This is a genomic window from Lacticaseibacillus manihotivorans DSM 13343 = JCM 12514, from assembly GCF_001435035.1.
GTDB classification, from domain to species: domain Bacteria; phylum Bacillota; class Bacilli; order Lactobacillales; family Lactobacillaceae; genus Lacticaseibacillus; species Lacticaseibacillus manihotivorans.
Map to the genome: position 1 here is coordinate 19,614 of NZ_AZEU01000018.1, position 24,172 is coordinate 43,785.

The following is a 24,172-nucleotide window of genomic DNA, read 5'->3' on the forward strand; positions in this document are numbered from 1 at the left end:
GGGCCTCCTAATCTGCTTGTGCTTGGTCCAATGATACTGCCATCATGCGGCTGACGCCAGACTCTTGCATGGTCACGCCGTACAACACGTCTGCGGCCAACATCGTGCCGCGGCGGTGGGTGATCACAATAAACTGCGTGTCAGAGGAATAATGTCGCAAGAATTCCCCGAAGCGATTGACATTGACATCATCTAGCGCCGCTTCCACTTCATCCAAAATGCTAAAGGGTACCGGACGCACTTGTAAAATGGCAAACAACAAGACAATGGCAGTCAACGCCCGCTCCCCACCAGACAATAGTGACATATGGGAGAGCTTTTTGCCAGGCGGCTGCGCCTCAATTTCAAGGCCTGTGTTCAACAAATCATCAGGATCCGTTAAGCTCAAATGCGCATGCCCACCGCCAAACATCTTCGGGAAAATTTCTTGGAAAGCAGCATCTGTCGCATCAAACATGGCTTTAAAGCGCGTTTTGACTTCTTCATCGAGCTCATTCATGGTTTCCAACAAATCCGCTTTGGCTGCTAACAAGTCGCCTTGTTGCTTGGTCAAAAATTCATAACGGGTTTTAATGTTGTCATATTCGGCAATGGCGTTGGGGTTGACTGGCCCTAAATCATCCAAGCCGCGCTTCAACAACTTCACCCGGCTTTTCAGCATTGGTAAAGCCGAATCGTCTTCTTGCACGTCTTCGATTGCCGCTTCATAAGTCATTTGATAATCTTCAGACAACGTATTCAAACGACTGTCCAAGTTCAACTTGATGCGATTCAAGGACACGGCTTGTTGAGAGGCTTGCGCTTGGGCATCATCACGCTGGCGATTGGCCGTGGTGATTTCAGCAGACACCAAACTCAAGGCATGGCGATTTTCCGCTTTATCCGCTGATAGTTGAGCTTGTTGCTTTTTGAGTTTGGCCACCGAAGTTTTCAATTGCTTGATTTGCGCCTGGCGATCAGTACTTGAAGCAGAATCAGCTTTAGCTGAGGCTTCAATGTTTTTGATCCGCGTTTGCAAAGCATGTTGCCGGTCGATCCCAGTATCGCGGCTTTGTTGCCATTGGGTAAGCTGGTTGGCCGTGGTTTGTTGGGCGCTTTTAAGCACCGCCACTTGGGCTTTGAGTTCGCTGATATGGGCTTGTTGATCGGCTTGCGCGGTAGTGGCAGAATTCAATGCTGCTTTGGTGGTATCGATTTGCGCTTGCGCATCGACCAGTTGGGTCTTCAATGCTTCCGCTTGACCTTGGAGTTTTTCGATCAAGGCATGGTAATCGGTGGTCGCTTGCGCATCCAAACCTAATGCCTGCAATTGCCGAGACAACGCCGTCAAGCGCTCTTGCTGTGGCGTCAGTTGGGCTTGTAAAGCTTTGAGGTCGGCGGCTTGTTGGTTGACAGCCGCTTGGGCCTTGACTTTCGCTTCATTGGCGCCATTCAACTGATCAGAGATTCCTTGGATTTCGTCGTGCTTGTTTTGCAAAGCACTGGTCATGGTTTTCAAGTTAGCCGCTAGGGTTTGCACTTCTTGGGTGCGCGCTAGCGGTGAACTGCCTTTGGCCCGGACTTGCCCACCAGACATGGACCCGCCGACATTGAGCAAATCGCCGTCTAGCGTGACAATGCGATACCGGTGGCCGGTGGCATTGGCCATCGCGATCCCATGATCCAAGTTATCAGCGACCACTAATAAGCCAGCTAAGTTGGCCATGATGTCAGCGACTTTTGGCGCATAGCGGATCAAGTCGACCCCAACGCCGAGAAATCCAGGTTGTTGTTGTAAGGTGTTTAAGACATTAGCCGGGATCCGGCGCGGTTTGATCACCGAAATCGGCAAAAACGTCGCCCGCCCAGCGCGGGTTTGTTTCAAATAGCTGATCGCTGACTTGGCTGCTTGTTCATCATCCGTGACGATGGACTGTAAACTCCCACCTAAGGCAATGTCAAAGGCTTGTTGGTATTGTTGCGGTACGGTGATCAATTCGGCAACTGCGCCGACCACGCCGTTAAGTTGCGCTTTATGTTGCAACACCGCTTTGACGCCAGCGAAGAAGCCATTGTAGTCTTCTTTGAGTTCTTTTAAGGTCTCAAAGCGCGATTTCGTCGCCTGAAAAATGCCCAGCGCTTTTTGATAAGCGGCAGTCAATTGATCATGTTGGACTTTGAGTTGTGCGGCAGTTTCAGCAGTTTCACCGAGTTTTGTTTCCGCTTGTGCTAAATCAGCTTTAGCCTGATCGACTTGTTTGGCCAAATCGTCGCAAGTCGCCTGTTGCTCGCGGACTTGTTTGGTCAGCTCATGACTGCGTGTCGATTGCGCTGCAGTTTGACTGGCTTGGACTTGTTGATCTTTTTTTGCAGCGGCTAATTGGTTATTACAGTCAGCTTGTTGTTGCAATAAGCGAATATAAGCGGCTTGATCATCGTCTAACTGGCGGTTCAACGCTTGCGGGTCGCTGGCTGCACTTTGCGCTGCAGCATACTCTGCTTCCGCTTGGGTCAGCTGTTTGGCTTGGGCCACTTGTTTTTCGTTGAGCACTTGCAACTGCTTTTCGGCTTCGGCAGCTTGCAAAGTCGCATCATCCAATTGGGCTTGTAAGTCAGCCAACGTCGCTTGGGCATTCGTCGCGCGTTCAGACGATACCCGCGTTTCCCCGGTTAAATTCTCCAAGCGCATGGATTCGGCCAACAAGGTGTCATTGGTATGTGCCACTTGTTGATCAAAGTCGACATCTTTAGCGGTCAAAGTTTCCGAGCGTGCTTCTAAGCTCGCGAGTTTTTCTTTCAAGCCCGCCAGCAACTTGGTGGTGACGCTGGCTTGAGTAGCCGTCGCCGTTTGTTCAGCCGCAAGCTGTTTGATTTCTAACGCCAGTACAGCCTTGTGTGCTTTTTGATAATCGGCCATTTGCCGTTCATAATCGCGGGCGATCGAAGCTTGTTCTTCCAACGGCTCCAATTGGTGATGGAGTTCATGGATGATATCGTTGACGCGATCCAAGTTATCATCGGATTCGGCGAGTTGTTTATTGGCTTTGGCTTTTTGTTGTTTGTACTTCAAAACCCCGGCGGCTTCTTCAAGAATGCCGCGCCGGTCTTCTGGTTTGCTATTGAAAATGGCTTCGACGCGGCCTTGGGAAATAAAGGAGAAACTTTCTTTCCCTAAGCCGGAATCCATAAATAAATCAATAATATCTTTGAGCCGCACCGCTTGGTTATTGATCAAAAAGTCTGATTCGCCATCACGATAAAGCCGGCGACACACACTAACTGTCGCCGGCTGATTGGCCAAATACCCATCAGAATTATCAAACGTCAACACCACTTCCGCCCGATTCAACGGCGGACGGCTAGCGGTTCCGGCAAAAATAATGTCACCCATTTTTTCGCCACGCAGGCTTTTGGCACTTTGCTCACCTAACGCCCAGCGGATCGCTTCAGTAATATTACTTTTTCCAGAGCCATTGGGACCCACGATCCCAGTGAGCCCTGGCACGAACTCGATTTGCGTCTTGTCAGCAAAAGACTTAAAGCCATTGATCGTTAATGCTTTTAACTGCATGCGTCCACGTCCTACTTGTCACTGTCGTCGAACTTCTCCAGTGCGGCTAGCGCAGCTGCTTGCTCGGCGGCTTTCTTGTTTTTGCCGACCCCAGTGCCTAACACTGTGCCTGCAGCCGTCACATCCACTTCAAACTGACGGGCATGAGCGGGACCGGATTCAGACAACAAATGATAAGCGATTTCCACTTCGCCGTCTTTTTGCAAATATTCTTGCAAAGCGGTTTTGTGATCTCGGTTGGCGTCAAATTGGCCTGCCGCAATTTTAGGGAAAATCATTTTCTCACAAAATTCGATCACAGATTGGCGCCCTTGATCCAGATACAAGGCCCCGTTGAAGGCTTCAAATAAATCTTCCAACAAAGTCTTGCGCTTGCGAGCGCCAGCATTTTCTTCCCCTTTGCCCAAGCGGATGTATTGGTCAAAGTGCGCTTCTTTAGAAAACGCTGAAAAACTGCGGGTTTGCACGATCGCCGCGCGCATCCGCGTCAGCTTACCTTCTGGAAGGTCTGGATAGTGCCGGTATAAATAATCACTCACCGTCAGCTCTAACACCGCATCGCCTAAAAATTCGAGACGTTCGTTGTCTTTGAGTCCGAGCTCTTGATGCTCGTTGACGTAGGAAGAATGCGTGAATGCTTCATCGAGGATGGAAAGGTCATGAAACTCGATTCCATAGCGATTCCTTAGTTCCGATACAAATTCTGAAGCGACCATATGCCATACTCCTCCTTATATTCTCTAGTCTATTATACAAGAGCCACACCAAAATAACACCTGCACTTGTGCCTGATTTCAATGAATATTGCATGACCGACGATGTCTCTGGCAACTTAAGTGTATCTTTAATCTTCCTGTTAGCTATACCGATTGAGGCCCGAAAATCTGTGAGCTCCAGCGGCTTGGCGCCACTGCGGAAAACTGGACAAGTTGCCGGTGCGGCCGGCTGCAGAAATCGGCCAAACCCCGGCCGATGTTCTTCCGCCTAGAATTTGAACCGAAGAAAACCACTTCGTTTCAAATTCTGCCGGTAAAATCTGCGCGAACCGCCACAAACCGGCGTTTCACTTGATTTCACTACCACGGGCAATTGTCCAGTTTTCCTCCGTTCTGCCAAGCCGCTTCCGCTCACAAATTTTCTTCGATGATATCACTAGCTTACAAACTAAAAACGCTTATGTTGCAACATCGCTGATCATGCTGAATGTCGTATCCGCGTAGTCAGAGTAGGTTCTTAGCCATCTGGTGCCAGTGGTCTAACGTAGTGGAGATAATTTGAGTGTGGTGCCGTGAAAGTGATATGGCCGCGAGACACTGGGCTTGTGGCTCGCGAGCAATATCACCGGTAAATTTTGAGACAAGTGGTTTTCTTGGCTCAAAATTTAGGTGTAAGAGCATCAGCGGTTTGTGCTGATCTCTGGAACCGGCCGCACGGCACCACCCTCAAATTATCGAAACGGAGTTGGACCACTGGCGCCAGATGGCGGCATGAAATGTGATCAATGCCGCACAACGACTGAATCAGGCCAAATAAAAACCGGGACATTGGTAGGATGTCCCGGCAACTAACTTACACTGTTTACTTGGTTTGATGGGCCATGACGTAACTCACAGCGTCGCCAACAGTCACAATGTTTTCCGCATCTTCATCTGGGATCTCGGCGCCGAAAGTATCTTCAAGTTCCAAAACGAACTCAACGATATCGATCGAATCAGCATCCAAATCCTTTTTGAAGTTCAGGTCATTGGTGATCTTGTCTTCCGGGGTTTGGAAGTGGTCTTGGATCAGGCCTGAAATTTTTGCGAATACTTCTTGCTCAGTCATGACGGTCCTCCGTTTCTTAACACGCAATCTAATATAGCCGACTTTAACGTGCTTGTCTATGCCAAGTCGTCATCTTGTCGTGCGAAATACGATTGCACCTTGCCAACCGTATCATTTTGTACCATTTCATGAATTTGCTTGATCGTGTAATAGACGGCATCCGCATCCGCGCCACCATGGGCTTTGACCACTGGGGCTTTCAAGCCGAGCAGCACCGCGCCACCATAACTGGACACATCAAAGGTGCTGGCAATGCCTTTGATCCCGTCTTTCAACAACAAACCACCGAGCTTGCCTTTGATGCCAGTGTCATAAATCGCACCTTTGACTAATTTCAAAATGGTTTTGGCCGTGCCTTCGATCGCTTTCAACGCGGCATTACCAGTAAAGCCATCGGTGACCACGACATCAGCGACGCCTTTTAACAATTGGTCAGCTTCGATATTGCCGATGAAGTTGATGCTATCAAGATTTTCCAACAGCTGATAAGTTTCTTGATGTAAGGTATCCCCTTTATGCGGTTCACTCCCGTTGTTCAACAACGCCACGCGAGGATTCTTTAAACCGCGCAAGTCCCGGGCGTAAAAATCGCCCATCACCGCGTAGTTGAGGAGCTGTTGGGCCTTGCCTTCTGCATTGGCACCAACATCTAACATGATAAAGCCTTTGCCATCAACTGTAGGTAATGTCGGCATTAAACCAGGACGATCGATACCTTTGATCCGCCCGACAATAAATAAGCCAGCCGCCAGCAATGCCCCAGTAGAACCTAAAGAAAATACCGCATCTGCTTCACCATTTTTGACGGCTTGGGCAGACAGCACCATCGACGCTTGTTTCTTGCGGCGGACCGCTTTGACTGGTTCATCGTTCCCGTCGATTTGTTCATTAGTATGCACCAAGGTAATGCGCGTATCGTCTGAAATCAACGGTTTGACCTGCGCCTCATCCCCGTAAACAATAAATTCCAAATCTGGATATTCATCGCGTGCCCGCAATAATCCGTCGATCACCACTTTCGGGGCGTGGTCGCCACCCATGGCATCTACTGCAATTTTCATGAAAAAGCCTCCTCAATCAAGTGTGCCGACTAACTGTTGTTGTCGGGCTAAGTACGCGCGCAGTGGCGCAAATTCTGGTGCAGATAAACTTGGGTCGGTTTTAAACAAGCTGGCGGCGACTTGCTGGGCCGCAGATAAGGTGGCAAAGTCCGCCACAGGATCTGCGACGCGAAATTCTGGCAACCCACTTTGCTTATCGCCAAAAATATCACCTGAACCGCGCAATTCCAAATCTTTTTCCGCCAACTTGAAGCCATCTGTCGTCGTGACCATGGTTTGCATGCGTTCAACGCCCATGTCATTTTTCGGATCAGCGACTAAAATGCAATATGCCGCCGATTTGCCTCGACCAACCCGCCCGCGCAATTGATGCAATTGGGCTAAGCCGAAGCGATCCGCATCCATGATCAACATCACGGTGGCATTCGGCACATCGACGCCGACTTCAACGACGGTCGTGGATACCAGCAAATCGATTTCCCCGTCAGAAAACGCCCGCATGATCGCATCTTTTTCGTCAGCTTTCATTTGGCCATGAAGTAAGGCCACTTTCGCGGCTTTGCCGAAAACTTTTTGCATATCGGCATATAACTGCTCCGCATTTTGTAAATCAATTTTTTCCGATTCTGCGATCAATGGCGTAATGGCAAAAATCTGGTGATGCGCATTGAGTTCTTGTTGCATGCGCTGTAAGGCTTCACGCATTTGGTTGTGCCGCACCCATGTAGTGGTGATCGGCTGCCGCCCAGCTGGCAATTCATCGATGGTAGACACATCCATTTCACCATAAGTAGTAATGGCTAAGGTCCGGGGAATCGGTGTGGCCGTCATTGCCAGCAAATCAGGCTTTAACCCTTTATCCTGTAAGATTTGCCGCTGTTTGACCCCAAAGCGATGTTGTTCGTCGATGATCGCTAAGCCTAAGTTGGCATAATCGACCGCTTTTTGAATCAAGGCATGCGTCCCGATCACGATGTCGATGTCGCCTGAAGCTAAACCTTCAAGGGTTGCTTTGCGCTGTTTACCTTTCGTCGTCCCGGTTAACAAGGCTAATTTTACCGGAAAATCAGCAAACAGTTTCGTCAACTTGGCAAAATGTTGTTCCGCTAGGACTTCTGTTGGCACCATCAAGGCTGCTTGAAAGCGCGCCGTCACAGCCGCATACAATGCGATGGCAGCGACAATCGTTTTCCCGGAACCCACATCCCCTTGCAATAAGCGATTCATGTGCTTGGGACTGCGCATGTCGGCACAGATCTCATTGACGACGCGTTTTTGTGCTGTCGTCAGAGCAAACGGTAAGGTTTTGATCAAGCCACGTACTTGCTGATTATCAAATGGGATCGCCAAGCCATTGGCTGCCAGTTGACTATCTTCACGCAAGGATTGAATTTGGCATTCAAACAAGAAGAACTCCCGAAAAATCGCAGTACGGCGCGCGGCTTTGGCTTCAGCAGGTGTTTTGGGCCAATGCATGCCTTGAATCAGTTGCTCATCGCTGTGTAAGCGCAACTTTTCGCGGATCACTTGCGGAATGATGTCGGGAATGTGCCCTTGCTCTTTGGCAAACGCCGCTTTGGCGAGTTCTGCCAAAGTGCTTTGACGAATATTTTTATTCGCGGGATAAATAGCGGCCATTGACGGGGCATCTTCAGTTTGCGTGGCTAGGACTTTCATCCCAGTCATCGAATGACGTTTGGCGTCCCATTTGCCATAAATTGCCGCTTCCATGCCTTGCGTGAATTTATCTTTGAGCCAAGGCTGGTTGAAAAACGTCACCATCACCACGGCGCGGTCAACTTGCACCCGGACATTCAAGCGATTCTTCCGCGGACCAAAGCGGGATACCACCGGATCTGCCACCACGATGCCTTTGATCGTGATTTTTTCTTGATCGGCAGCTTCATCTAAGGATTTCACTTGTAGATCATCATAGCGAAACGGAAAGTAAAACAGCACATCGCCAACGGTATGAATATCTAAGCTTGCTAAGGCTTCTGCGCGCTTAGGGCCAACGCCTGGCAAGGTAGATGCTGGATCAGTTAATCCCACAAGTGTCCTCCTTTCAAAAAGTCACGTTGAAACAACGAAGAGGTCAGCCCAATGATGGTCTGGCCTCTCAGCAATTTTTATTCGACAGATACCAAGTATGGGTAAACCGGTTGGTCGCCTTGATGAATTTCAACTTCAAGATCATCATCCAAAGCTTCAACCGCGGTTTGGATCTGTTCAGCTTCGGCAGTAGTGCCATCAGCGCCAACGATCAACGTGATGATTTCGGAGTCTTCATCCAACATCGCTTTGATCATGTCAACAGTGGCTTGAACGCGGTCAACATTGGTGATTTTAATGGCCCCGTCGATGATCCCCATCCAATCATCCGTATGAATTGCTAAACCATCGATAGTGGTATCGCGAATCGCGCGGGTAACCGAACCAGAAACCACATTGGCGAGTTCGCCGGTCATCATGTTTTGGTTATCATCCAAACTAGCTTCTGGGTTATACCCTAACATCGCCGTCAAACCTTGGTTGATCGTCTTGGTTTTGACAATGGCCACATCCACATCACTAGCTTTAGCGGCTTCTTGTGCCGCCATGAAAATGTTGGAGTTGTTTGGCAATACCAGCACTTTTTTGGCATGAGCAGCTTTGATGGCTTCTAAGATGTCGTTAGTCGATGGGTTCATGGTTTGCCCACCATTTAAGACGTAAGCCACACCCAAGCTTTCAAACAATTCGCCAAGTCCGGCACCAGCGGCAATCGCCACCACGCCTGATTCAGCTAATGGTTGCGGCTTTTGTTCTGCGGCAATGGCATCTTCGCGTTCAATGATCGATTCATGTTGCAAGCGCATGTTATCGACTTTGATCTTGGCTAAAGCGCCAAATTGTTGGCCGTATTTGAAAATAGTCCCAGGATGTTCAGTATGCACATGGACTTTAACCACTTCGTCATCGGCAACCACTAAAGTGGAATCGCCGAGTTCGTTCAAGTAGTTCCGGAATGGTTCGTAATCGAATGGCTTCTTTGGCCCATCGCCAACGCCTAGTTCGACCATCATTTCGGTACAGTAACCATAAACGATGTCATCTGGGTTCAGCTTAGTTTGCGCACCTTGATGATGGGTCGCGTTGACCATTTCGTTCATTTCCGCTTCGTCAGGCACGAAATCATCATCAGAAGCTTCCCCGGCTAGGCCTTCACGGAAGCCTTCATAAATGAAGCACAACCCTTGGCCGCCAGAATCGACCACGCCGACTTCTTTTAACACCGGCAACAAATCAGGCGTTTTGGCTAAAGCGCGCTTGGCGGCTTTGACCACAGCAGACATCACGACCACTGTATCCGTGCTTTGTTGCGCGGCTTTCAAGCCAGCTTTTGCGCCTTCGCGAGCCACCGTCAAAATCGTGCCTTCAACTGGCTTCATGACGGCTTTGTACGCCGTTTCCACGCCGCCAGCAAAAGCATCAGCCAGATCTTGAGCATTTAAGGTTTCTTTGGCTTCAACGCTTTTAGCAAAGCCACGGAACAATTGCGAGCTGATGACCCCAGAGTTCCCGCGGGCACCCATTAATAAGCCTTTGCCTAATTTCTTCGCCAATTGGCCGACATGTTGATCGTCAGCTTCCAATACGGCTTTGGCGCCGGTTGCAAACGTTAAATTCATGTTGGTCCCGGTGTCACCATCAGGGACTGGGAAAACATTCAAAGAGTTGACGAATTCCGCATTTTTCGCTAAGCGATGTGCCGCTACACGAATCATTTCTTGGAATTTCGCCGCATTAATTTCAGATACTTCCACTACTGATCCTCCAAACAAGGACTATGCCTATCGTTAATTGCTTGCCGCTCGGTTAATCCCCGAGGACCCGCACACCTTGCACGATCACGTTCACTGCACTGGCAGTAACGCCTAACATCGATTCAAGATTATACTTTACTTTATCTTGGACGTTGCGGCACACTTCTGAGATCTTGGTGCCGTAGCCGACCACAATGTTGACTTCAACTGCCACGCCGTTGTCGAGTTGTCGCACGACGACGCCGCGAGCATAATTTTCACGATTTAAAATATCGTTGAGATTATCGCGGATCTGATTACGACTGGCCATGCCGACGATGCCGTAAATATCTGTTGCCGCGCCGCCAACCACTGTCGCAATGACGTTGTTGGAAATATCAATGGTCCCATATTTGGTCTTGATTTTGACCGCCATGTTATAACCTCCTAAAATGCGCAATCAACTACCCCAGGGTAGTATTTCCCAATAAGTTTAGCATAGGGCATGTCATTTGTCACCAAAGCGAGTTTTCGCAAATCGATTCGAAAAAAAGTGCTGTCAAGTAATTTTCCTTTGCAAAAAATCTTGCACACGGCGCGAGATTATGATAAGTTAGTCTAGTGAAAAATTCGCAGATGGCGAATAAGCAAGGAGGTCAGCATTTTGGCAAAAGACGTAATCACCGGGCGCCACACCGTATTTGGTAACAAGCGTTCCCACGCTTTGAACTCCAGCCGGCGCGCTTGGAAAGCAAATCTCCAAAAGGTTCGCATTTTAGTTGATGGTAAGCCAAAGCGCGTTTGGGTTTCCGCTCGCGCACTGAAATCAGGTAAAGTGACCCGGGTCTAATCCGGAGAGTAAAAAAAGCTTCAGCCAATTGGCTGAGGCTTTTTTTGTCCAGAGTTTTGAAAAACGGGCTTAGCCGACCAGGTAGCCTAGCGTCAGGCTTTGGACTTGGGCTTTAGTCCGAAGTCTGATGCGTAGCTAGCCGTGTCGGCGTTGTTTTACAAAACTCGACGCCCAGTCATTCTCGAAGCGAACTTAAGCAATCGGATGGGCGCAGCCAGTCGTGTTGCCATTGCTTCAAAAACCACGACGTTGTGCTCGCAGCTTGTTCAAGCAGGCTAGCTGTGTCGGCGTTGTTTTTTAAAGCTCGCCATCCAGGAATTTGTGAAGTGAGCTTAGGCAATCGGCTGGGTTAGCTATTTTCCTGCTGGCCCTTCGACAAACACCAATTGCTTGGTCCCACGCGATGCAGCGACATACCGCCGTTTATCACCGAATTCAGGATCTTGATAATAGTCACTTTGCCAATGCCAAACGATCACAAAATCAAATTCAAGTCCTTTGGCTAAGGTTAACGGTAAAATATTGATGCCTGGCTTGACTGTTTTTTGACTAATTGCAGTCAATAGTTGGCCGTCAATGGTTTGCGAGAGCTGTTCAGCTTCAGTCGCATCTGGCGTGATGATCGCAATGCTTTGCGTCGACGAGGCTTTAAAATCAGCTAGTGTTTCGGCGAGTTGATTTGGTTCAATCGTCATTGGCGCCATTCCTTGTGCTTGCACCGCCTTGATTTGCCCTGCCCAGTGAGGTCCCGCATATTGCGCAAAGGTGGCCGTAATTGCGCCAGTCGCCCGATAGCTGGTAGTCAGTTGCCGATTGACGATCCGGCGATCAGCAAAATAATCAGCAATGGGGACTGAGGCACCGAACAGTTTCTGACTGGGATCGCCAACAATCGTCAATTCAGTTCTGGCAAAAATGCTTCGGATCACACGCCACATCGCATCTGGATAATCTTGAGCTTCATCGATAAATACTGACTTGAGTTCGTTTTGTTGATAAGCGGTGAGCTTCAAAAGCAGATACAAGCGATCCAAATGACTGAGCTTGCGTAAATCAAATTGTTGCGCAAAATCATCAAAATCAAGCCATGCTTCTAAATCTTCCGGAATTTGATCCGTCGCCTTCAACCAACGCCATACCCGCTGCATGCGCAATAAGAAGCTTTGGCTGGCATCACTTTGATCCCAAGCAAGTTGTCCGACCTGGCCAATAAACGCTTTTCCCGGTTGCGCTAAAGCGGCATCAATGGCCGCAAGTTGTTCGTCATCAGGATACATGTCTTCAAGTCCAAAGCGACTGGCGAATTGATTGAGCAAGCGCGGATAGGTCACCGTCATGGCTTCAGCTTCGCCTAAGCTTGGCAACACGCCTTTGATATATTGACCAAAGGCTGGATTGAGGGTGATGATCAGAATTTGATCGGCTGACCAATCGCCGCGATGTTGGAACAATTGATAAGCGACGCGCTGAAGCATCACTGAGGTTTTACCAGAACCGGCGACTCCGTCAACGAGCACAACTGGCGCTTGGGATTCGCGAATGATAGCATTTTGCTCTTGTTGAATGGTTGCCGTGATTTCTTGCAACCCACCGGTGCGATCTTGCGCTAACACCGCCAATAACAATGGATCACCGACTGCATTGCGGCTGTCAATGGCATGGATCAAGCGCGCATGATCGATCACAAATTGCGTGCGTCCCACCACTTCAACCGGAATCTCTCGGCCATTTGCCGCATACGTCGTGGCGCCAGTGCGATTGGCACAATAGGCATCCGCCATCGGGGCGCGCCAATCATAAACCAGATCATGGGCATCGACATCCGCATAACCAACTTTACCCAAATAAAAAGCTTCTGGTCCATCCCCGTAATCCAAGCTCATTTTGGCAAAATAGGCTTGCGGCACTAACAGCTGCGCATGCGCCAAGCGCACCACTGCGGCATCATAGCGACTATTTAAGGTGTCGATCAAGCGATTATTGGCTTCAATGCTGGCAAAGGTATCTAACGTTTCCGTCATTGAACCCAGGTCTAAATGCCCTTCAGTCGCTAATTGCTGCTTCATCGCCCGGCCTTCCACTTGCAAGTCAGCGAGCTTTTGCGTCAAGTCTTGCACATCAGTGGTCAACTGCTGATAAATCTCAGCCAAGTGTTGGATTTCATCCATCATGTCATCACCTCGGCTTACTAGTGTACGCGCAAATCAACAAAGAACTAGTCTGTTTTTGACTGGACAAGCCATGGTATAATATTAGTGGAAAAGTGGTGGCCAAACATGGTCGGCACTATTTTTTTGCAAAAAAACGAACCGGCTCGTCAAGGTGTCGGTTCGTTTGCGTCAATTATCAAGTTGTTGGCCGCGTAGATCTCGGCTTTGAATCACCGCGACCACCCCAGTCGTCCAGCTGACTTGTGTGGGTTGTCCAGGAATAAATTCGTTAGACGCCCAAGAAAATGGCATCGCACTGGACCAATCATGCAGTGGATATTTGGCGCCTTGAATCTCTAAATGCGTCACCGCGGTTAGCGGCACAATGCCTAAATAGCGATAATCAGGCAGCGCCGTGAGCTGATAATGACCAGGCTGGTAAAACTGGATGAAGTTCTCCGCGTCGATCATGGTGATGTGATTGGTGTAAGTGGCAAAGCGCGGTTGTGTTGGCATGAAGAGATTCGACAAGAAATGATCGATGCGCCCGCCAGTGGCCCCAACCAAACAAATTTCAGTAGCCTGATGCTCAACGAACGCAAGGCGCACCGCCATATCGGTATCCGTTTCATCCATATCGGCTTTGGCATGAATTTCTGCGACTTGGTTGACCACAAGTTGATGTTCAGGCGTAGTCAAGGAATCAAAATCCCCCACTGCAAATAATGGGGTGATCCCAGCTTCAAGCAAATGCAAAGTCCCACGATCGACACCGACCCATGCGCCTGGCAGCTTTTTCCAATCAGATGGATATTGACTTTGAGGCCCGCCAACCAACAAATTTAAGCGCGTCATCGCAAAGCCTGCAAAGTCGCTAGTTGCGTTGCTGGATCGCCATTATAAACGTACGAGCCAGCAACTGCGATATCCGCCCCAGCATCTAAGACGATTTTCCCAGTTTTTGCATTGATCCCACCATCCACTTCAATGGCAAAATGCAAGCCTAATGCCTCGCGGGCTTTAGCTAAACGCGCAACTTTATCTGCCATGGCTGGCAAAAATTGTTGCCCACCAAAGCCTGGGTTAACAGTCATGATCAACACTTGATCAAGCATTGGCAATAATTCTTCTAAAGCACTTAATGGGGTTCCAGGATTGAGCACTACGCCAGCTTTGACCCCATGCGCATGCATCTGCTGAATCGCGCGCATGATGTGCGGCGTTGCTTCAACATGCACTAACAAGGTGTCTGCGCCAGCTTGGGCAAACAACGGAATCCAAAATTCTGGATCCGACACCATTAAATGCACATCCAGCGGGAGATTGGTGATCGGACGTAACGCCGATACGATTCCTGGGCCAAACGATAAATTCGGCACGAAATGCCCATCCATAATGTCGACATGTAATAAGTCGGCACCAGCGTTTTCCACCAGTTGGACATCGCGTTGTAAATTGGCAAAATCAGCACTTAAAATCGATGGTGCAATTTTCATATGAGCCTCCTATTTCCGATACGTCGGGCGCTGGCCCGCTAATTCGGTGTGAAATTGAACATAATCCTCATAACGACTCGCCATGATCGCGCCCTCATCAAGTGCAGCTTTCACCGCACACTTGGGTTCGTTGAGATGCTGACACCCACGAAACTTGCAGTCGCCAGCCAATGCCACGAACTCAGGAAAACGATCCCGCAGATCATCCAAGGTCACATCCAGCAACCCTAACGATGAAAACCCTGGGGTATCTGCCACCAATCCACCATCAGTGGCAAACAACTCGGTCGTACGGGTGGTATGCTTCCCACGATTCAAGGCTTTAGAGATCTCCCCGGTGGCCAAACTCAAGCCTGGCACCAAATGGTTGATCAAAGTCGATTTCCCCGCCCCAGTTTGGCCGGTAAAAATTGTCAACCGATCCGCAAACGTCGCTTTAACCTTGGCTAACAAGGTTGCATCAAATGGTGGATTGGAGGCAAACACGCGATAGCCGATCGCTTCATAACCAGCCAAAGTGGTTTGGATCTCAACTAAGCGCTTCGGTGACACCAAATCGGTTTTCGTTAAATAGATTTCGGCGTGTATGGATTTACCTTCCAAATAAACCAAGAAGCGATCCAATAAATTTTCCGAAAAGTCTGGCTCCGCTGCCGCCACCACTAAAATGGCCTGATCGATATTGGCCACTGGTGGCCGCACCAACGCATTCAGCCGCGGTTTGACTTTCAACAAATAACCGCCAGCTTCTGGGGTGTCGCCAGGCGTGAACTCAGCAAAGTCCCCAACTAACGGCGTAATTTTTTGTTGACGCATTTTGCCGCGACCACGCGTGCGGTAGACGGTATCGCCAACTTGAATATCATAAAAGCCACTGATCTGTCTGATCACACGGCCGACTAGGTTTTCTGGCATATTTACTCCTGTGAGGAACTGCTACTTGAGACGCTACTGCTGGATTCAGAAGCCGCAGGACCAGTTGACACCACGATGGTGACAGAATCTCCGTGGTTTGCGGAACTGCCAGCTGCTGGACTTTGAGAAATCACTTGACCTTTAGCAACTGAGTCTGAGGCTTGTTGTTGCGAGGACACGCCTAAGCCAGCTGCTTGCAAGGCGGCACTAGCGGCAGCCTCATCTTGACCGGTAACGGCAGGTACCGATAAGCCACTGGAAGTTTCTTCATCGACTTGACTGCTTGAGGTTTCGCTGGAGCTGGTTTCAGGTTGTGATTGGCTAGAAGATTCTGGATCTGGTGGCGTCGATGGTGTGTTATTAGCGCTTGAATCACCTTTGGACACGGTGAAAATGATCGTCGTGTTAGATGGGACCACCTTTTTGCCGGCGTCGACATCCTGATCTAAGATCTCGCCTTTAGCCACTGAAGTGCTGGATTCTTTGACTTGATGGACGGTAAAGCCTTTTTTGCGTAAATCTTTGGCGACATCCGAGTAAGTTTCGCCGGTATAATCATCCAAGGTAAAACGCTTAGGCCCACTGGACAACACGATATCAACCGTACTATCGCTAGCCACTTCCGCCTTTTGCGTCGGGTCGCTTGAAATGATACGGTTTTTGTCGACGCTTGAGGAATGGGCTTTGGTGACGTCACCAAGTTTTAAATTGGCACTTTCCAACGCGGACTGGGCTTGGGCTTGGGACATGCCCCGCAAATCTGGCACAGTGACATCATGATTACCGCCTGACAGCGCCACCACCACCCCGATCACGATCAACGCCACTGCAACTGCTGCGGCAATAAACGGCCAGCGCGTTTTCAACCAACCAAAACGGGATTTCTTCTTGGGGGTCGGCTTTTCAGGTTCAGCCTTGGCTTCAGTTTTCGTTTCTGGCGCTTTGGCTTTGGCTTGATTGATCACGGGCAAGACTTTGGTTTCGTCCAGATCATCTTCAGCATTGGGCACAAACTTTTCTTCATGTGCGCGCGCTGGCGACAGGGCAGTTTTCAAGTCAGCGCTCATCGCATCTGCAGAGGAATACCGATTGTTAGGGTCTTTGGCCGTGGCTTTTAACACCACATTCTCCAAAGCTTGCGGGATCCGCGGATCGAACTGACGCACGGAAGGCATCGCTTCTTGGAAGTGTTTCAGCGCGATTGAAACCGCCGAATCGCCTTCAAACGGCACTGTGCCCGTCAACATTTCAAATAAAATGATCCCTAACGCATAAATATCACTTTGACGCGTCGGCATGCCGCCACGGGCTTGTTCCGGCGATAAATAATGCACTGAGCCTAAGAGCGAGTTGGTTTGGGTCATCGAATTATCAGACAACGCCACTGCGATCCCAAAATCAGAAATCTTGGCATTCCCGTCGCGATCGATCAAAATATTTTGCGGCTTTAAGTCGCGGTGAATGATGTGGTGATCATGCGCCACTTCGACTGCCGATAAAATTTGCCCCATGATTTCGATCACGCGCTGATAAGGAATCGGAAAATGTTCGACGATATATTTCTTGAGATCTGAACCTGGGACATATTCCATCACCAAGTATTGTTGACCATGGGCTTCGCCAACATCATAAATCGAGACAATATTAGGGTGCACCAATTCACTAGTCGCCATGGCTTCACGTTGGAAGCGGCGCGCGGCATCCGGGTCATTTTGCAAATCTAAGCGCAATACCTTCACGGCAACGTCACGATCTAAGATCAAGTCGTGGGCGAGATACACATTGGCCATCCCACCTTCGCCAAGGGTTTGCTTCAATTGATAGCGCTCATTTAAAGTGTAGCCTGGCTCGATCATTGCGCTTTCCTCCAATCTTGGTGGATGATCAAGGCGGTGATATTATCTGGTCCGCCTGCAGCATTGGCTTGATCGATCATCATTTGGGCTTTGACGCCTAACGGTACCGACTGCGCCAAAATTTTGGCGAGGTCAGCATCTGGCACTTGATTGGTCAACCCATCAGAACACAACAGCAAGTAATCATCGTATTCCATATCATAAATGGTGACATCCGCATCGACATCATCAGAGACACCAAGCGAACGGGTGATCACATTGCGTTGTGGAAAGCGTAAGGCCTCTTCTTCAGTCAGCTCACCATTTTTCACCAGTTCGTTGACTAACGAGTGGTCTTCAGTGATTTGAACCAAGTGATTGTGGCGATATAAATACCCACGCGAGTCCCCGATGTTGGCGACCACAAATCGAGAGCCGGAAATGATCACCGCCACTAAGGTCGTGCCCATGCCAGAAAGATCAGTATATTTTTGCGCTTTTTCTAAAATCAGGCTGTTTTCTTGCTGCAACTCAAAGACAAGCCAGCGCACAATGGTTTCGATATCCGTGTCGCCAGTTTTTTCAAATGCGTAACCGATATGAGAAACTGCCATTTCACTGGCGACATCCCCACCGAGATGGCCACCCATCCCGTCGGCCACGATCGCTAAAGTGACGGCTTGCTGGTTGGCAAACACGCCGACGTAATCTTCATTATTCGGACGCCTGCGCCCGATATCTGTACGATATGCGTATTCCATGCTTACTCTCCGATACGTTCTAACGTCGCAATGAAAAAGCCATCGGTCCCATAATCATCTGGGAACAATTGCAACGCTGGGGCACTGTGCGCTTTGTCTAAGCGCTCCAGGCCTGGCGTTGGGATTTGATGATAGTCTGGATGGGCCGCTAAGAAAGCAGCGACCACGTTTTGATTTTCTGCCTTGGCCATGGTGCAAGTGCTATAAGTCAAGCGGCCGCCGACTTTTACCAACCCAGCGACACTATTTAAAATCGCCCCTTGAATTTCAGGCAAATGTTGCAGGTCTTCAGGCTTTTTTTCATATTTGATTTCGGGTTTACGCCGGATCAAGCCCAGCCCTGAACATGGCGCATCGACTAACACGCGATCAAAGCTTGCTGGAGCAAAGGTATCTTGAGCCTCACGCGCATCCATGGCCCAAGCATCGACACGATCAGCTAAGCCTAAGCGTGCCGCATTTTTGGCGATCAACTTCACTTTGTGGGGATGAAGATCCAACGCCACCACTTTGCCGCCAGCGGCTTCGTCTAAGTATTCGGCGATATGCGTAGTTTTGCCACCAGGCGCGGCACAAGCATCGAGGACTTCAAAGTTTGGCTTCAAGGTCATCGATGGTGCCACCAACATTGAAGATTCATCTTGCATGGTGAACATGCCGTACTCAAACTCAGGTGCCCCGGCTAAATGGCCACCTGGTGAAACTAAACCGGCTGGGGCCACTTTTGACGGTACGATTTCTGGGAAACGGTCAACGAGTTGTTCCTGCAATTGCGCCACGGTATGTTTTTGCGTGTTGACGCGAATCGACGCGCTGGCAGGCTGGTTGATCACACTTAAAATACTTTGCGTTTTTTCTAAGCCTTGTTCGTTGATCAACATGTCCACCAACCAACGCGGCGTTGAGGATTCAATGCTCAAACGGTCAATCGGATCTTTAATGGTATCAAGGCTAGGCACGCCTTGGCGTTGAAGATTGCGCAAAATGGCGGTCACAAACTTGGCCACCCCGAGTTTACCCCGGCGCTTGGCAATTTCAGTGGCATCGTAAAAAATCGCGCGTTCTGGCACTTTGTCCAAGTAAACCATTTGGTAAACAGCGCCTTCTAACAACACGCGCACCCAGGCGTCGAGTTTGCGATTTTTGACAAACGGCGCCAAATAAAAATCAAGCGTCAAACGATGTTGAATCACGCCATAAACGATGTTGGTCAACAAATGCGCATCGCGAGGATCAAGCGTGTATTTTTTTAACGTGGCATCCAGCGTTAAGTTGGAATAACTCCCTTGTTTCTCGACTTTTTCTAATACAGTCACCGCAAGATTGCGGGGATTAGGCTTCACCAATGATTTGATCTCCTTGTGTAATCTGTTTACCAGCACCATTTAAATAGGCAGCGATTGGTTGGATCGCTTTGCCTGCTGGTTGCAGTTGATTAACAGCAAATACGGTACCATTGCCCGCTGCAACATGTAATTGTTTCTTTTCACGCAACACCACACTGCCAGCCGGTTGCGTGGTAGTTTCAGTCAGCGGCGTGATCGCCCATAACTTGGTGCGCACCCCATTGAGCATCACCCAGCCACCAACTGCAGGCCGCAAGCCACGCACCCAATTGTCGAGTTGATCCGCCGGTAAGTTGATGTCCAAATGCTCTTGGGCTTTGGTTAACGTTGGTGAAAACGTCACGCGGTCTGGATCTTGTGGCGTTTTAGTCTCGGTGCCAGCGATAATGTCAGGCAACGTCGCCATCAACAGATCCCGACCCATGGTGCTAAGTTTTTCAAATACAGTGCCAGTATCATCATCACGCGTCAATGGTAAGCGACTTTGCGCATACATGTCGCCAGCGTCCATGGCTTTGACCATTTCCATAATGGTCACCCCGGTTTCAGCATCCCCATTGATCACAGAATATTGAATCGGCGCGCCGCCGCGATACTTTGGCAGCAGTGACCCATGCACATTCAACGCCGCGATCTTGGCGGCATTTAAAAACTTAGTTGGCAAAAACTGCCCGTAAGCCGCCGTGATCAACAAATCTGGCTGCAACGCGATCGCTTGGTCCAATTCTGGACTACCAGAAAGTTTCTCTGGCTGTAAAACCGGTAAGTTCAAGCGTTCAGCCGCTTGTTTGACTGGACTTTGATGCAGCACTTGTTTGCGTCCGACTTTGCGATCAGGTTGGGTAATCACTAGTTTGACGTCATATTCAGTATTTAACGCGTCTAAAATCGGCACCGCAAATTCGGGTGTCCCTAAGAAAATAACAGATGTCATAAATTCCTCCAAGTTAAGTATACAATTTTTTCCGCAGACATGCCGCGATTGCTTTTACATGAATGATTGCGGTTCAGGATCGATAGCAACTTGAAACCCATTTTTAACGCTGGCTTGAGTTTCGTCCAAAATTTTGGCTAAGGCGGCATTTAATTGCGGTTCGCGTTTGTATTTGATCACCATTTGATAGTAGTAACGCTTTTTCAACCGGGCGATGGCTCCAGGCGTTGGGCCTAACACCCGCGCACTATCGGATAAAACGGCGTTCAGTTGCGCGGCTAAGCTGTAAATGGCTTTGGCCGCTTGGGCTTCATCAGGATGGCTGACGGTCAACTTCATGGTAAAGAAATACGGCGGATAATCTCCGCGATGGCGAATCGCCATTTCCGCATAGAAAAAGCCTTCGTAATCTTGTTTCGTCGCATATTGAATCGCATAGTGCTCTGGGTTGAAGGTTTGAATGAACACTTCCCCTGGCTTATCGGCGCGACCGGCACGGCCAGAGACTTGCGTCAACAGCTGAAACGTTCGCTCACCAGCGCGAAAGTCTGGCAAACCCAGTGCCGTGTCGGCATTGATCACGCCAACCAAGGTGACATCTGGAAAGTCTAAGCCTTTGGCGATCATTTGCGTGCCCAATAAAATATCGGCCTCGTGATTGCCGAATTGTTTCAACAACCGTGCGTGACTGCCTTTTTTCCGGGTGGTATCCACATCCATGCGCAACACGCGGGCTTGAGGGAGCAATTGATTCAAACTCGCCGCGACTTTTTCCGTGCCAGTGCCATAATAGCGAATTTTTTTTGACCCACAGTTAGGGCAAGTTGTTGGGATTGGTTCTTCGTGGCCGCAGTAATGGCATTTCAAGCTGTGTGAATCCATATGCAAGGTCAGTGAAATATCACAGTTTGGACATTGCACTTTATACCCGCATTCACGACACATCACAAAACTGGAGAACCCGCGTTTATTTAACAACAACACACTTTGTTCATGACGATCAAGACGCTGTTGAAGCGCGTCTAATAAAGGCTTGGAAAAACCATCTCGGCCACCTGCTTGATACGCTTGGCGCATGTCGATCAAATGAACTGGTGGCATTGGTTGTTGGTTGATCCGTTTTGGTAAGACTAATTTGGTGTAAACCCCTTTTTCAGCCCGGGCCCGAGATTCAAGACTTGGCGTCGCGGAACCTAATACCACCGGCGCATGCATGGTTTGCGCCCGATGCAATACCACATCGCGGGCATGATAACGCGGGGCATCTGCTTGTTTATAACTGGATTCATGTTCTTCATCGATAATAAACACGCCGATATTGGTCAAGGGCGCAAACACCGCCGACCGAGCACCAACGACGACTTGAGCTTCGTGGCGTTCGATGCGGCGCCATTCATCAAATTTTTCCCCACTGGATAAACCTGAGTGCAACACGGCGACACGTTCACCAAAGCGGCCGCGCACGCGCTTGACCATTTGCGGAGTCAAGGCGATTTCAGGCACTAACATCAAAGCCGTTTGCCCTTGTTGCAAGGCTTGGGCGATGATTTGCAAATAGACTTCAGTTTTACCCGATCCGGTCACCCCTTCCAATAAAAAGGTTTGCGGATCATGGTCATCGACTGCCTGCGTCACTTGATCGACGACTTGTTGTTGATCAACGGTCAAGGCCAGCGGCTTAGTCAATGCTTGGCCTTGCATTTGCGGATAAGGGTCGCGATACACTTCTTGTTCGACAAGATGCAGCCAGCCTTTTTTCACTGCCGCGGTAATTTGTGCCCGCGGGATCTCATTTTTCACGTCTGGGATCGCCGGGGTCAGGTTTTGATGGTGCCACTGCGTCAACAAATCCAATAAGTGCGCCTGTTGTTTGGCGTTGCCATTCAACGTTTGTTTGATTTCAGCATATTCGGCTTCGGTTTTATCTGGCACAATATGCGCGACAGTTTTGACTTTGGCGCGATCATGCAGGCGATATTTAACTTCTAGATCCCCATGTTGCACCGCTTTTAGCACTGGCGCCAAAGCAGCTTCTGGTAAATCATCCAAAGCTTGCGCTGATGGAATCAAGGCATGTCCAGCTGGGGTCAAGGGATGCACCCATTTATCTGCAGCTGCTTTGAGTTGCGCTGGCAACATCGTTTGGACACAGGTGATCCAAAAGGCAAAAGTCGTGTCTGCCAACCACTTGGACAGCTTTAATAATTCAGGATCAAGCACTGGCGCCGCATCTAAAATCGCTAAAATCGGTTTGAGTTCACCGTCAAATTCAGCATGATCGGCTAACCCGATCACCATCCCCATTAATTTGCGGGAGCCTTTGCCGAAGCCGACCCACACCCGCATCCCGGGTTGAATCGTGTCCTCTAAGGCTTCAGGGATCAAATAATCAAACGGCCGGTCCGTTTGCATCGTGGGGACATCAACGATCACTTTTGCAATTTGCAATCACTCACCCCCTGATTTGTTGAATCGTGTTTAAAATGGTTTCGGCAATTTCAAGTTTTGATGCTTCTGGCACTTGGATCGGTTCAGTGTTTGGTTGCATCAACCACACAGCATTGGTGTCTTGGTTAAAGCCGAGACCACCGCCGACAAAATTGGCAATTAATAAATCGGCATGTTTTTTCGCCAATTTTGTTTGGGCGTGCTGCAACAAGTCATCAGTTTCTGCCGCAAAGCCAACAACTAACTGATGCGTTTTGGTTTCGCCTAAGGTTTTTAAAATATCTGGATTTTGTTCGAGTTGGAGCGTCAAGCCTGATTGTTCCGAGGTTTTCTTGAGTTTGTGATCACTTGGCGCAAGGACATGATAATCGGCGACGGCTGCCGCCATGATCACCACATCGCTAGCTTGAAAATGCGCCATCACAGCTTGTTGCATGTCTGCAACCGATTGAACATCAGTCACATGCACCTCTGGCAAAGTTGGCAAATTGGCTGTTGTGATCAACTCAACTTCAGCCCCCAAGGCACTGGCCACATTGGCTAAAGCGGTCCCCATTTTACCTGAGGAATCATTGCCGATATAACGCACGGGATCGATTCGTTCTTTAGTGCCACCTGCTGTGATGACAAAGCGCTTGCCTGCAAGTGTTTGCTCGGCTTGGTAGGTTTGCACAAATAACGTGATCACCGCTTCGTCTGGCATGCGTCCAACTGCTTGATAGCCTTCCGCTAAAAAGCCAGTCGCCGGTGGCAAAACGCGCATCCCTAAGGTTTTCAAATGCGCGATATTAGCGTGCGTTTGAACATTCAACCACATTTGGTCATTCATGGCTGGCACGATCAGCTTTGGGCCATTAAATGCCAATAGTGTGGTGGTGACCACATTATCTGCCATGCCATTGGTAAGTTTAGCGATCGTATTGGCAGTGGCTGGCACGATCAACGCGAGGTCCAGCCAGTGGGCTAACGCAACATGCGCCACATGTGAAGGATCAGCGAATTCATTTTGATCCGTTAATACTGGATGTTTGGATACTGTCGCGAGAGTTTGTGGGGTGACGAACGCAGCGGCTGCTGGCGTCATGGCGACTTGCACCTCATGTCCAGCTTTGATCAACATGCGAATCAAGTTTGGGACTTTATAAGCTGCGATCCCACCAGTAATAAAAATACCAATATGCTTATGCAACATGTTCGCCACTTCCTTTCTCAAGTAT

The 24,172-nt window shown here is 49.3% G+C and carries 17 protein-coding genes and 1 pseudogene; 1 reads left to right on the plus strand and 17 read right to left on the minus strand.

From position 1 onward, the window contains the following. Window positions 1-7 precede the first annotated feature (7 nt). The 7 genes from smc to FD01_RS00955 all read right to left on the minus strand — a co-directional run bounded on the left by smc (window position 8) and on the right by FD01_RS00955 (window position 10,656). A complete protein-coding gene (gene smc, locus FD01_RS00925) occupies window positions 8-3,550 on the minus strand; it encodes a chromosome segregation protein SMC (protein ID WP_056962295.1) in 3,543 nt (1,180 codons plus the stop codon). Between the two features lie 11 nt (window positions 3,551-3,561). Then, window positions 3,562-4,266: a ribonuclease III gene (gene rnc, locus FD01_RS00930; protein WP_054713743.1), complete on the minus strand. Its 705-nt coding sequence runs from the start codon at window positions 4,264-4,266 to the stop codon at window positions 3,562-3,564. An 862-nt stretch (window positions 4,267-5,128) separates the two neighbouring features. Then, window positions 5,129-5,374 (minus strand): acyl carrier protein, encoded by a 246-nt coding sequence (acpP, locus tag FD01_RS00935; RefSeq protein WP_054713745.1) that lies wholly within the window; start codon window positions 5,372-5,374, stop codon window positions 5,129-5,131. Window positions 5,375-5,430: 56 nt separating this feature from the next. Then, complete coding sequence (plsX, locus tag FD01_RS00940; protein ID WP_054713747.1) at window positions 5,431-6,435, minus strand: phosphate acyltransferase PlsX; 1,005 nt, start codon at window positions 6,433-6,435, stop codon at window positions 5,431-5,433. A gap of 12 nt (window positions 6,436-6,447) precedes the next feature. After that, complete coding sequence (gene recG / locus FD01_RS00945; protein ID WP_056962296.1) at window positions 6,448-8,487, minus strand: ATP-dependent DNA helicase RecG; 2,040 nt, start codon at window positions 8,485-8,487, stop codon at window positions 6,448-6,450. Window positions 8,488-8,564: 77 nt separating this feature from the next. Continuing rightward, window positions 8,565-10,241 (minus strand): DAK2 domain-containing protein, encoded by a 1,677-nt coding sequence (locus tag FD01_RS00950; protein ID WP_056962297.1) that lies wholly within the window; start codon window positions 10,239-10,241, stop codon window positions 8,565-8,567. A gap of 52 nt (window positions 10,242-10,293) precedes the next feature. Then, window positions 10,294-10,656 carry an Asp23/Gls24 family envelope stress response protein gene (locus FD01_RS00955; protein WP_054713749.1) on the minus strand — a complete coding sequence of 121 codons (363 nt, stop codon included), beginning with the start codon at window positions 10,654-10,656 and terminating at the stop codon, window positions 10,294-10,296. Between the two features lie 228 nt (window positions 10,657-10,884). Between FD01_RS00955 and rpmB the strand changes: the two genes are divergently transcribed. After that, window positions 10,885-11,070: a 50S ribosomal protein L28 gene (rpmB, locus tag FD01_RS00960; protein WP_054713751.1), complete on the plus strand. Its 186-nt coding sequence runs from the start codon at window positions 10,885-10,887 to the stop codon at window positions 11,068-11,070. A 353-nt stretch (window positions 11,071-11,423) separates the two neighbouring features. On the opposite strand, the gene FD01_RS00965 is transcribed toward rpmB, so the two are convergent. The 10 genes and pseudogenes from FD01_RS00965 to coaBC form a co-directional block, all read right to left on the minus strand. Beyond that, window positions 11,424-13,241, minus strand: coding sequence for a UvrD-helicase domain-containing protein (locus FD01_RS00965; protein ID WP_056962298.1), 1,818 nt, complete (start codon window positions 13,239-13,241; stop codon window positions 11,424-11,426). Window positions 13,242-13,409: 168 nt separating this feature from the next. Beyond that, window positions 13,410-14,075: a thiamine diphosphokinase gene (locus FD01_RS00970; RefSeq protein ID WP_056962299.1), complete on the minus strand. Its 666-nt coding sequence runs from the start codon at window positions 14,073-14,075 to the stop codon at window positions 13,410-13,412. Continuing rightward, the gene (gene rpe / locus FD01_RS00975) at window positions 14,072-14,716 is read right to left on the minus strand and encodes a ribulose-phosphate 3-epimerase (protein ID WP_054713756.1); all 645 of its coding nucleotides are present in this window, start codon (window positions 14,714-14,716) and stop codon (window positions 14,072-14,074) included. The genes FD01_RS00970 and rpe overlap by 4 nt, the downstream gene beginning before the upstream one ends. A gap of 9 nt (window positions 14,717-14,725) precedes the next feature. Further along, entirely contained in the window at window positions 14,726-15,631 is a 906-nt protein-coding gene (gene rsgA, locus FD01_RS00980) for a ribosome small subunit-dependent GTPase A (protein ID WP_054713757.1), read from the minus strand. 11 nt (window positions 15,632-15,642) lie between these two features. After that, window positions 15,643-17,487, minus strand: a pseudogene (pknB, locus tag FD01_RS00985) (Stk1 family PASTA domain-containing Ser/Thr kinase); the annotation flags it as partial. After that, window positions 17,484-18,227 carry a Stp1/IreP family PP2C-type Ser/Thr phosphatase gene (locus FD01_RS00990; protein WP_056962301.1) on the minus strand — a complete coding sequence of 248 codons (744 nt, stop codon included), beginning with the start codon at window positions 18,225-18,227 and terminating at the stop codon, window positions 17,484-17,486. The pseudogene pknB and the gene FD01_RS00990, both read right to left, overlap by 4 nt. 2 nt (window positions 18,228-18,229) lie before the next feature. Further along, window positions 18,230-19,573 (minus strand): 16S rRNA (cytosine(967)-C(5))-methyltransferase RsmB, encoded by a 1,344-nt coding sequence (gene rsmB / locus FD01_RS00995; RefSeq protein WP_152164715.1) that lies wholly within the window; start codon window positions 19,571-19,573, stop codon window positions 18,230-18,232. After that, window positions 19,560-20,507, minus strand: coding sequence for a methionyl-tRNA formyltransferase (gene fmt / locus FD01_RS01000; protein ID WP_056962303.1), 948 nt, complete (start codon window positions 20,505-20,507; stop codon window positions 19,560-19,562). The genes rsmB and fmt overlap by 14 nt, the downstream gene beginning before the upstream one ends. Before the next feature lie 54 nt (window positions 20,508-20,561). After that, window positions 20,562-22,919 (minus strand): primosomal protein N', encoded by a 2,358-nt coding sequence (gene priA, locus FD01_RS01005; RefSeq protein ID WP_056962350.1) that lies wholly within the window; start codon window positions 22,917-22,919, stop codon window positions 20,562-20,564. 40 nt (window positions 22,920-22,959) lie between these two features. Next, on the minus strand, window positions 22,960-24,147 hold the full coding sequence (coaBC, locus tag FD01_RS01010) for a bifunctional phosphopantothenoylcysteine decarboxylase/phosphopantothenate--cysteine ligase CoaBC (RefSeq protein ID WP_056962304.1): 1,188 nt from the start codon (window positions 24,145-24,147) through the stop codon (window positions 22,960-22,962). Window positions 24,148-24,172: the final 25 nt, after the last annotated feature.

Coding starts and splice junctions, on each gene's coding strand:
- FD01_RS00970 (WP_056962299.1), bottom strand. CDS start 14,075: ATGACGCGCTTAAATTTGTTGGTTGGCGGGCCTCAAAGTCAATATCCA.
- FD01_RS00955 (WP_054713749.1), bottom strand. CDS start 10,656: ATGGCGGTCAAAATCAAGACCAAATATGGGACCATTGATATTTCCAAC.
- rpe (WP_054713756.1), bottom strand. CDS start 14,716: ATGAAAATTGCACCATCGATTTTAAGTGCTGATTTTGCCAATTTACAA.
- coaBC (WP_056962304.1), bottom strand. CDS start 24,147: ATGTTGCATAAGCATATTGGTATTTTTATTACTGGTGGGATCGCAGCT.
- priA (WP_056962350.1), bottom strand. CDS start 22,919: ATGCAAACGGACCGGCCGTTTGATTATTTGATCCCTGAAGCCTTAGAG.
- smc (WP_056962295.1), bottom strand. CDS start 3,550: ATGCAGTTAAAAGCATTAACGATCAATGGCTTTAAGTCTTTTGCTGAC.
- acpP (WP_054713745.1), bottom strand. CDS start 5,374: ATGACTGAGCAAGAAGTATTCGCAAAAATTTCAGGCCTGATCCAAGAC.
- rnc (WP_054713743.1), bottom strand. CDS start 4,266: ATGGTCGCTTCAGAATTTGTATCGGAACTAAGGAATCGCTATGGAATC.
- fmt (WP_056962303.1), bottom strand. CDS start 20,507: ATGACATCTGTTATTTTCTTAGGGACACCCGAATTTGCGGTGCCGATT.
- plsX (WP_054713747.1), bottom strand. CDS start 6,435: ATGAAAATTGCAGTAGATGCCATGGGTGGCGACCACGCCCCGAAAGTG.
- FD01_RS00990 (WP_056962301.1), bottom strand. CDS start 18,227: ATGGAATACGCATATCGTACAGATATCGGGCGCAGGCGTCCGAATAAT.
- FD01_RS00965 (WP_056962298.1), bottom strand. CDS start 13,241: ATGATGGATGAAATCCAACACTTGGCTGAGATTTATCAGCAGTTGACC.
- rsgA (WP_054713757.1), bottom strand. CDS start 15,631: ATGCCAGAAAACCTAGTCGGCCGTGTGATCAGACAGATCAGTGGCTTT.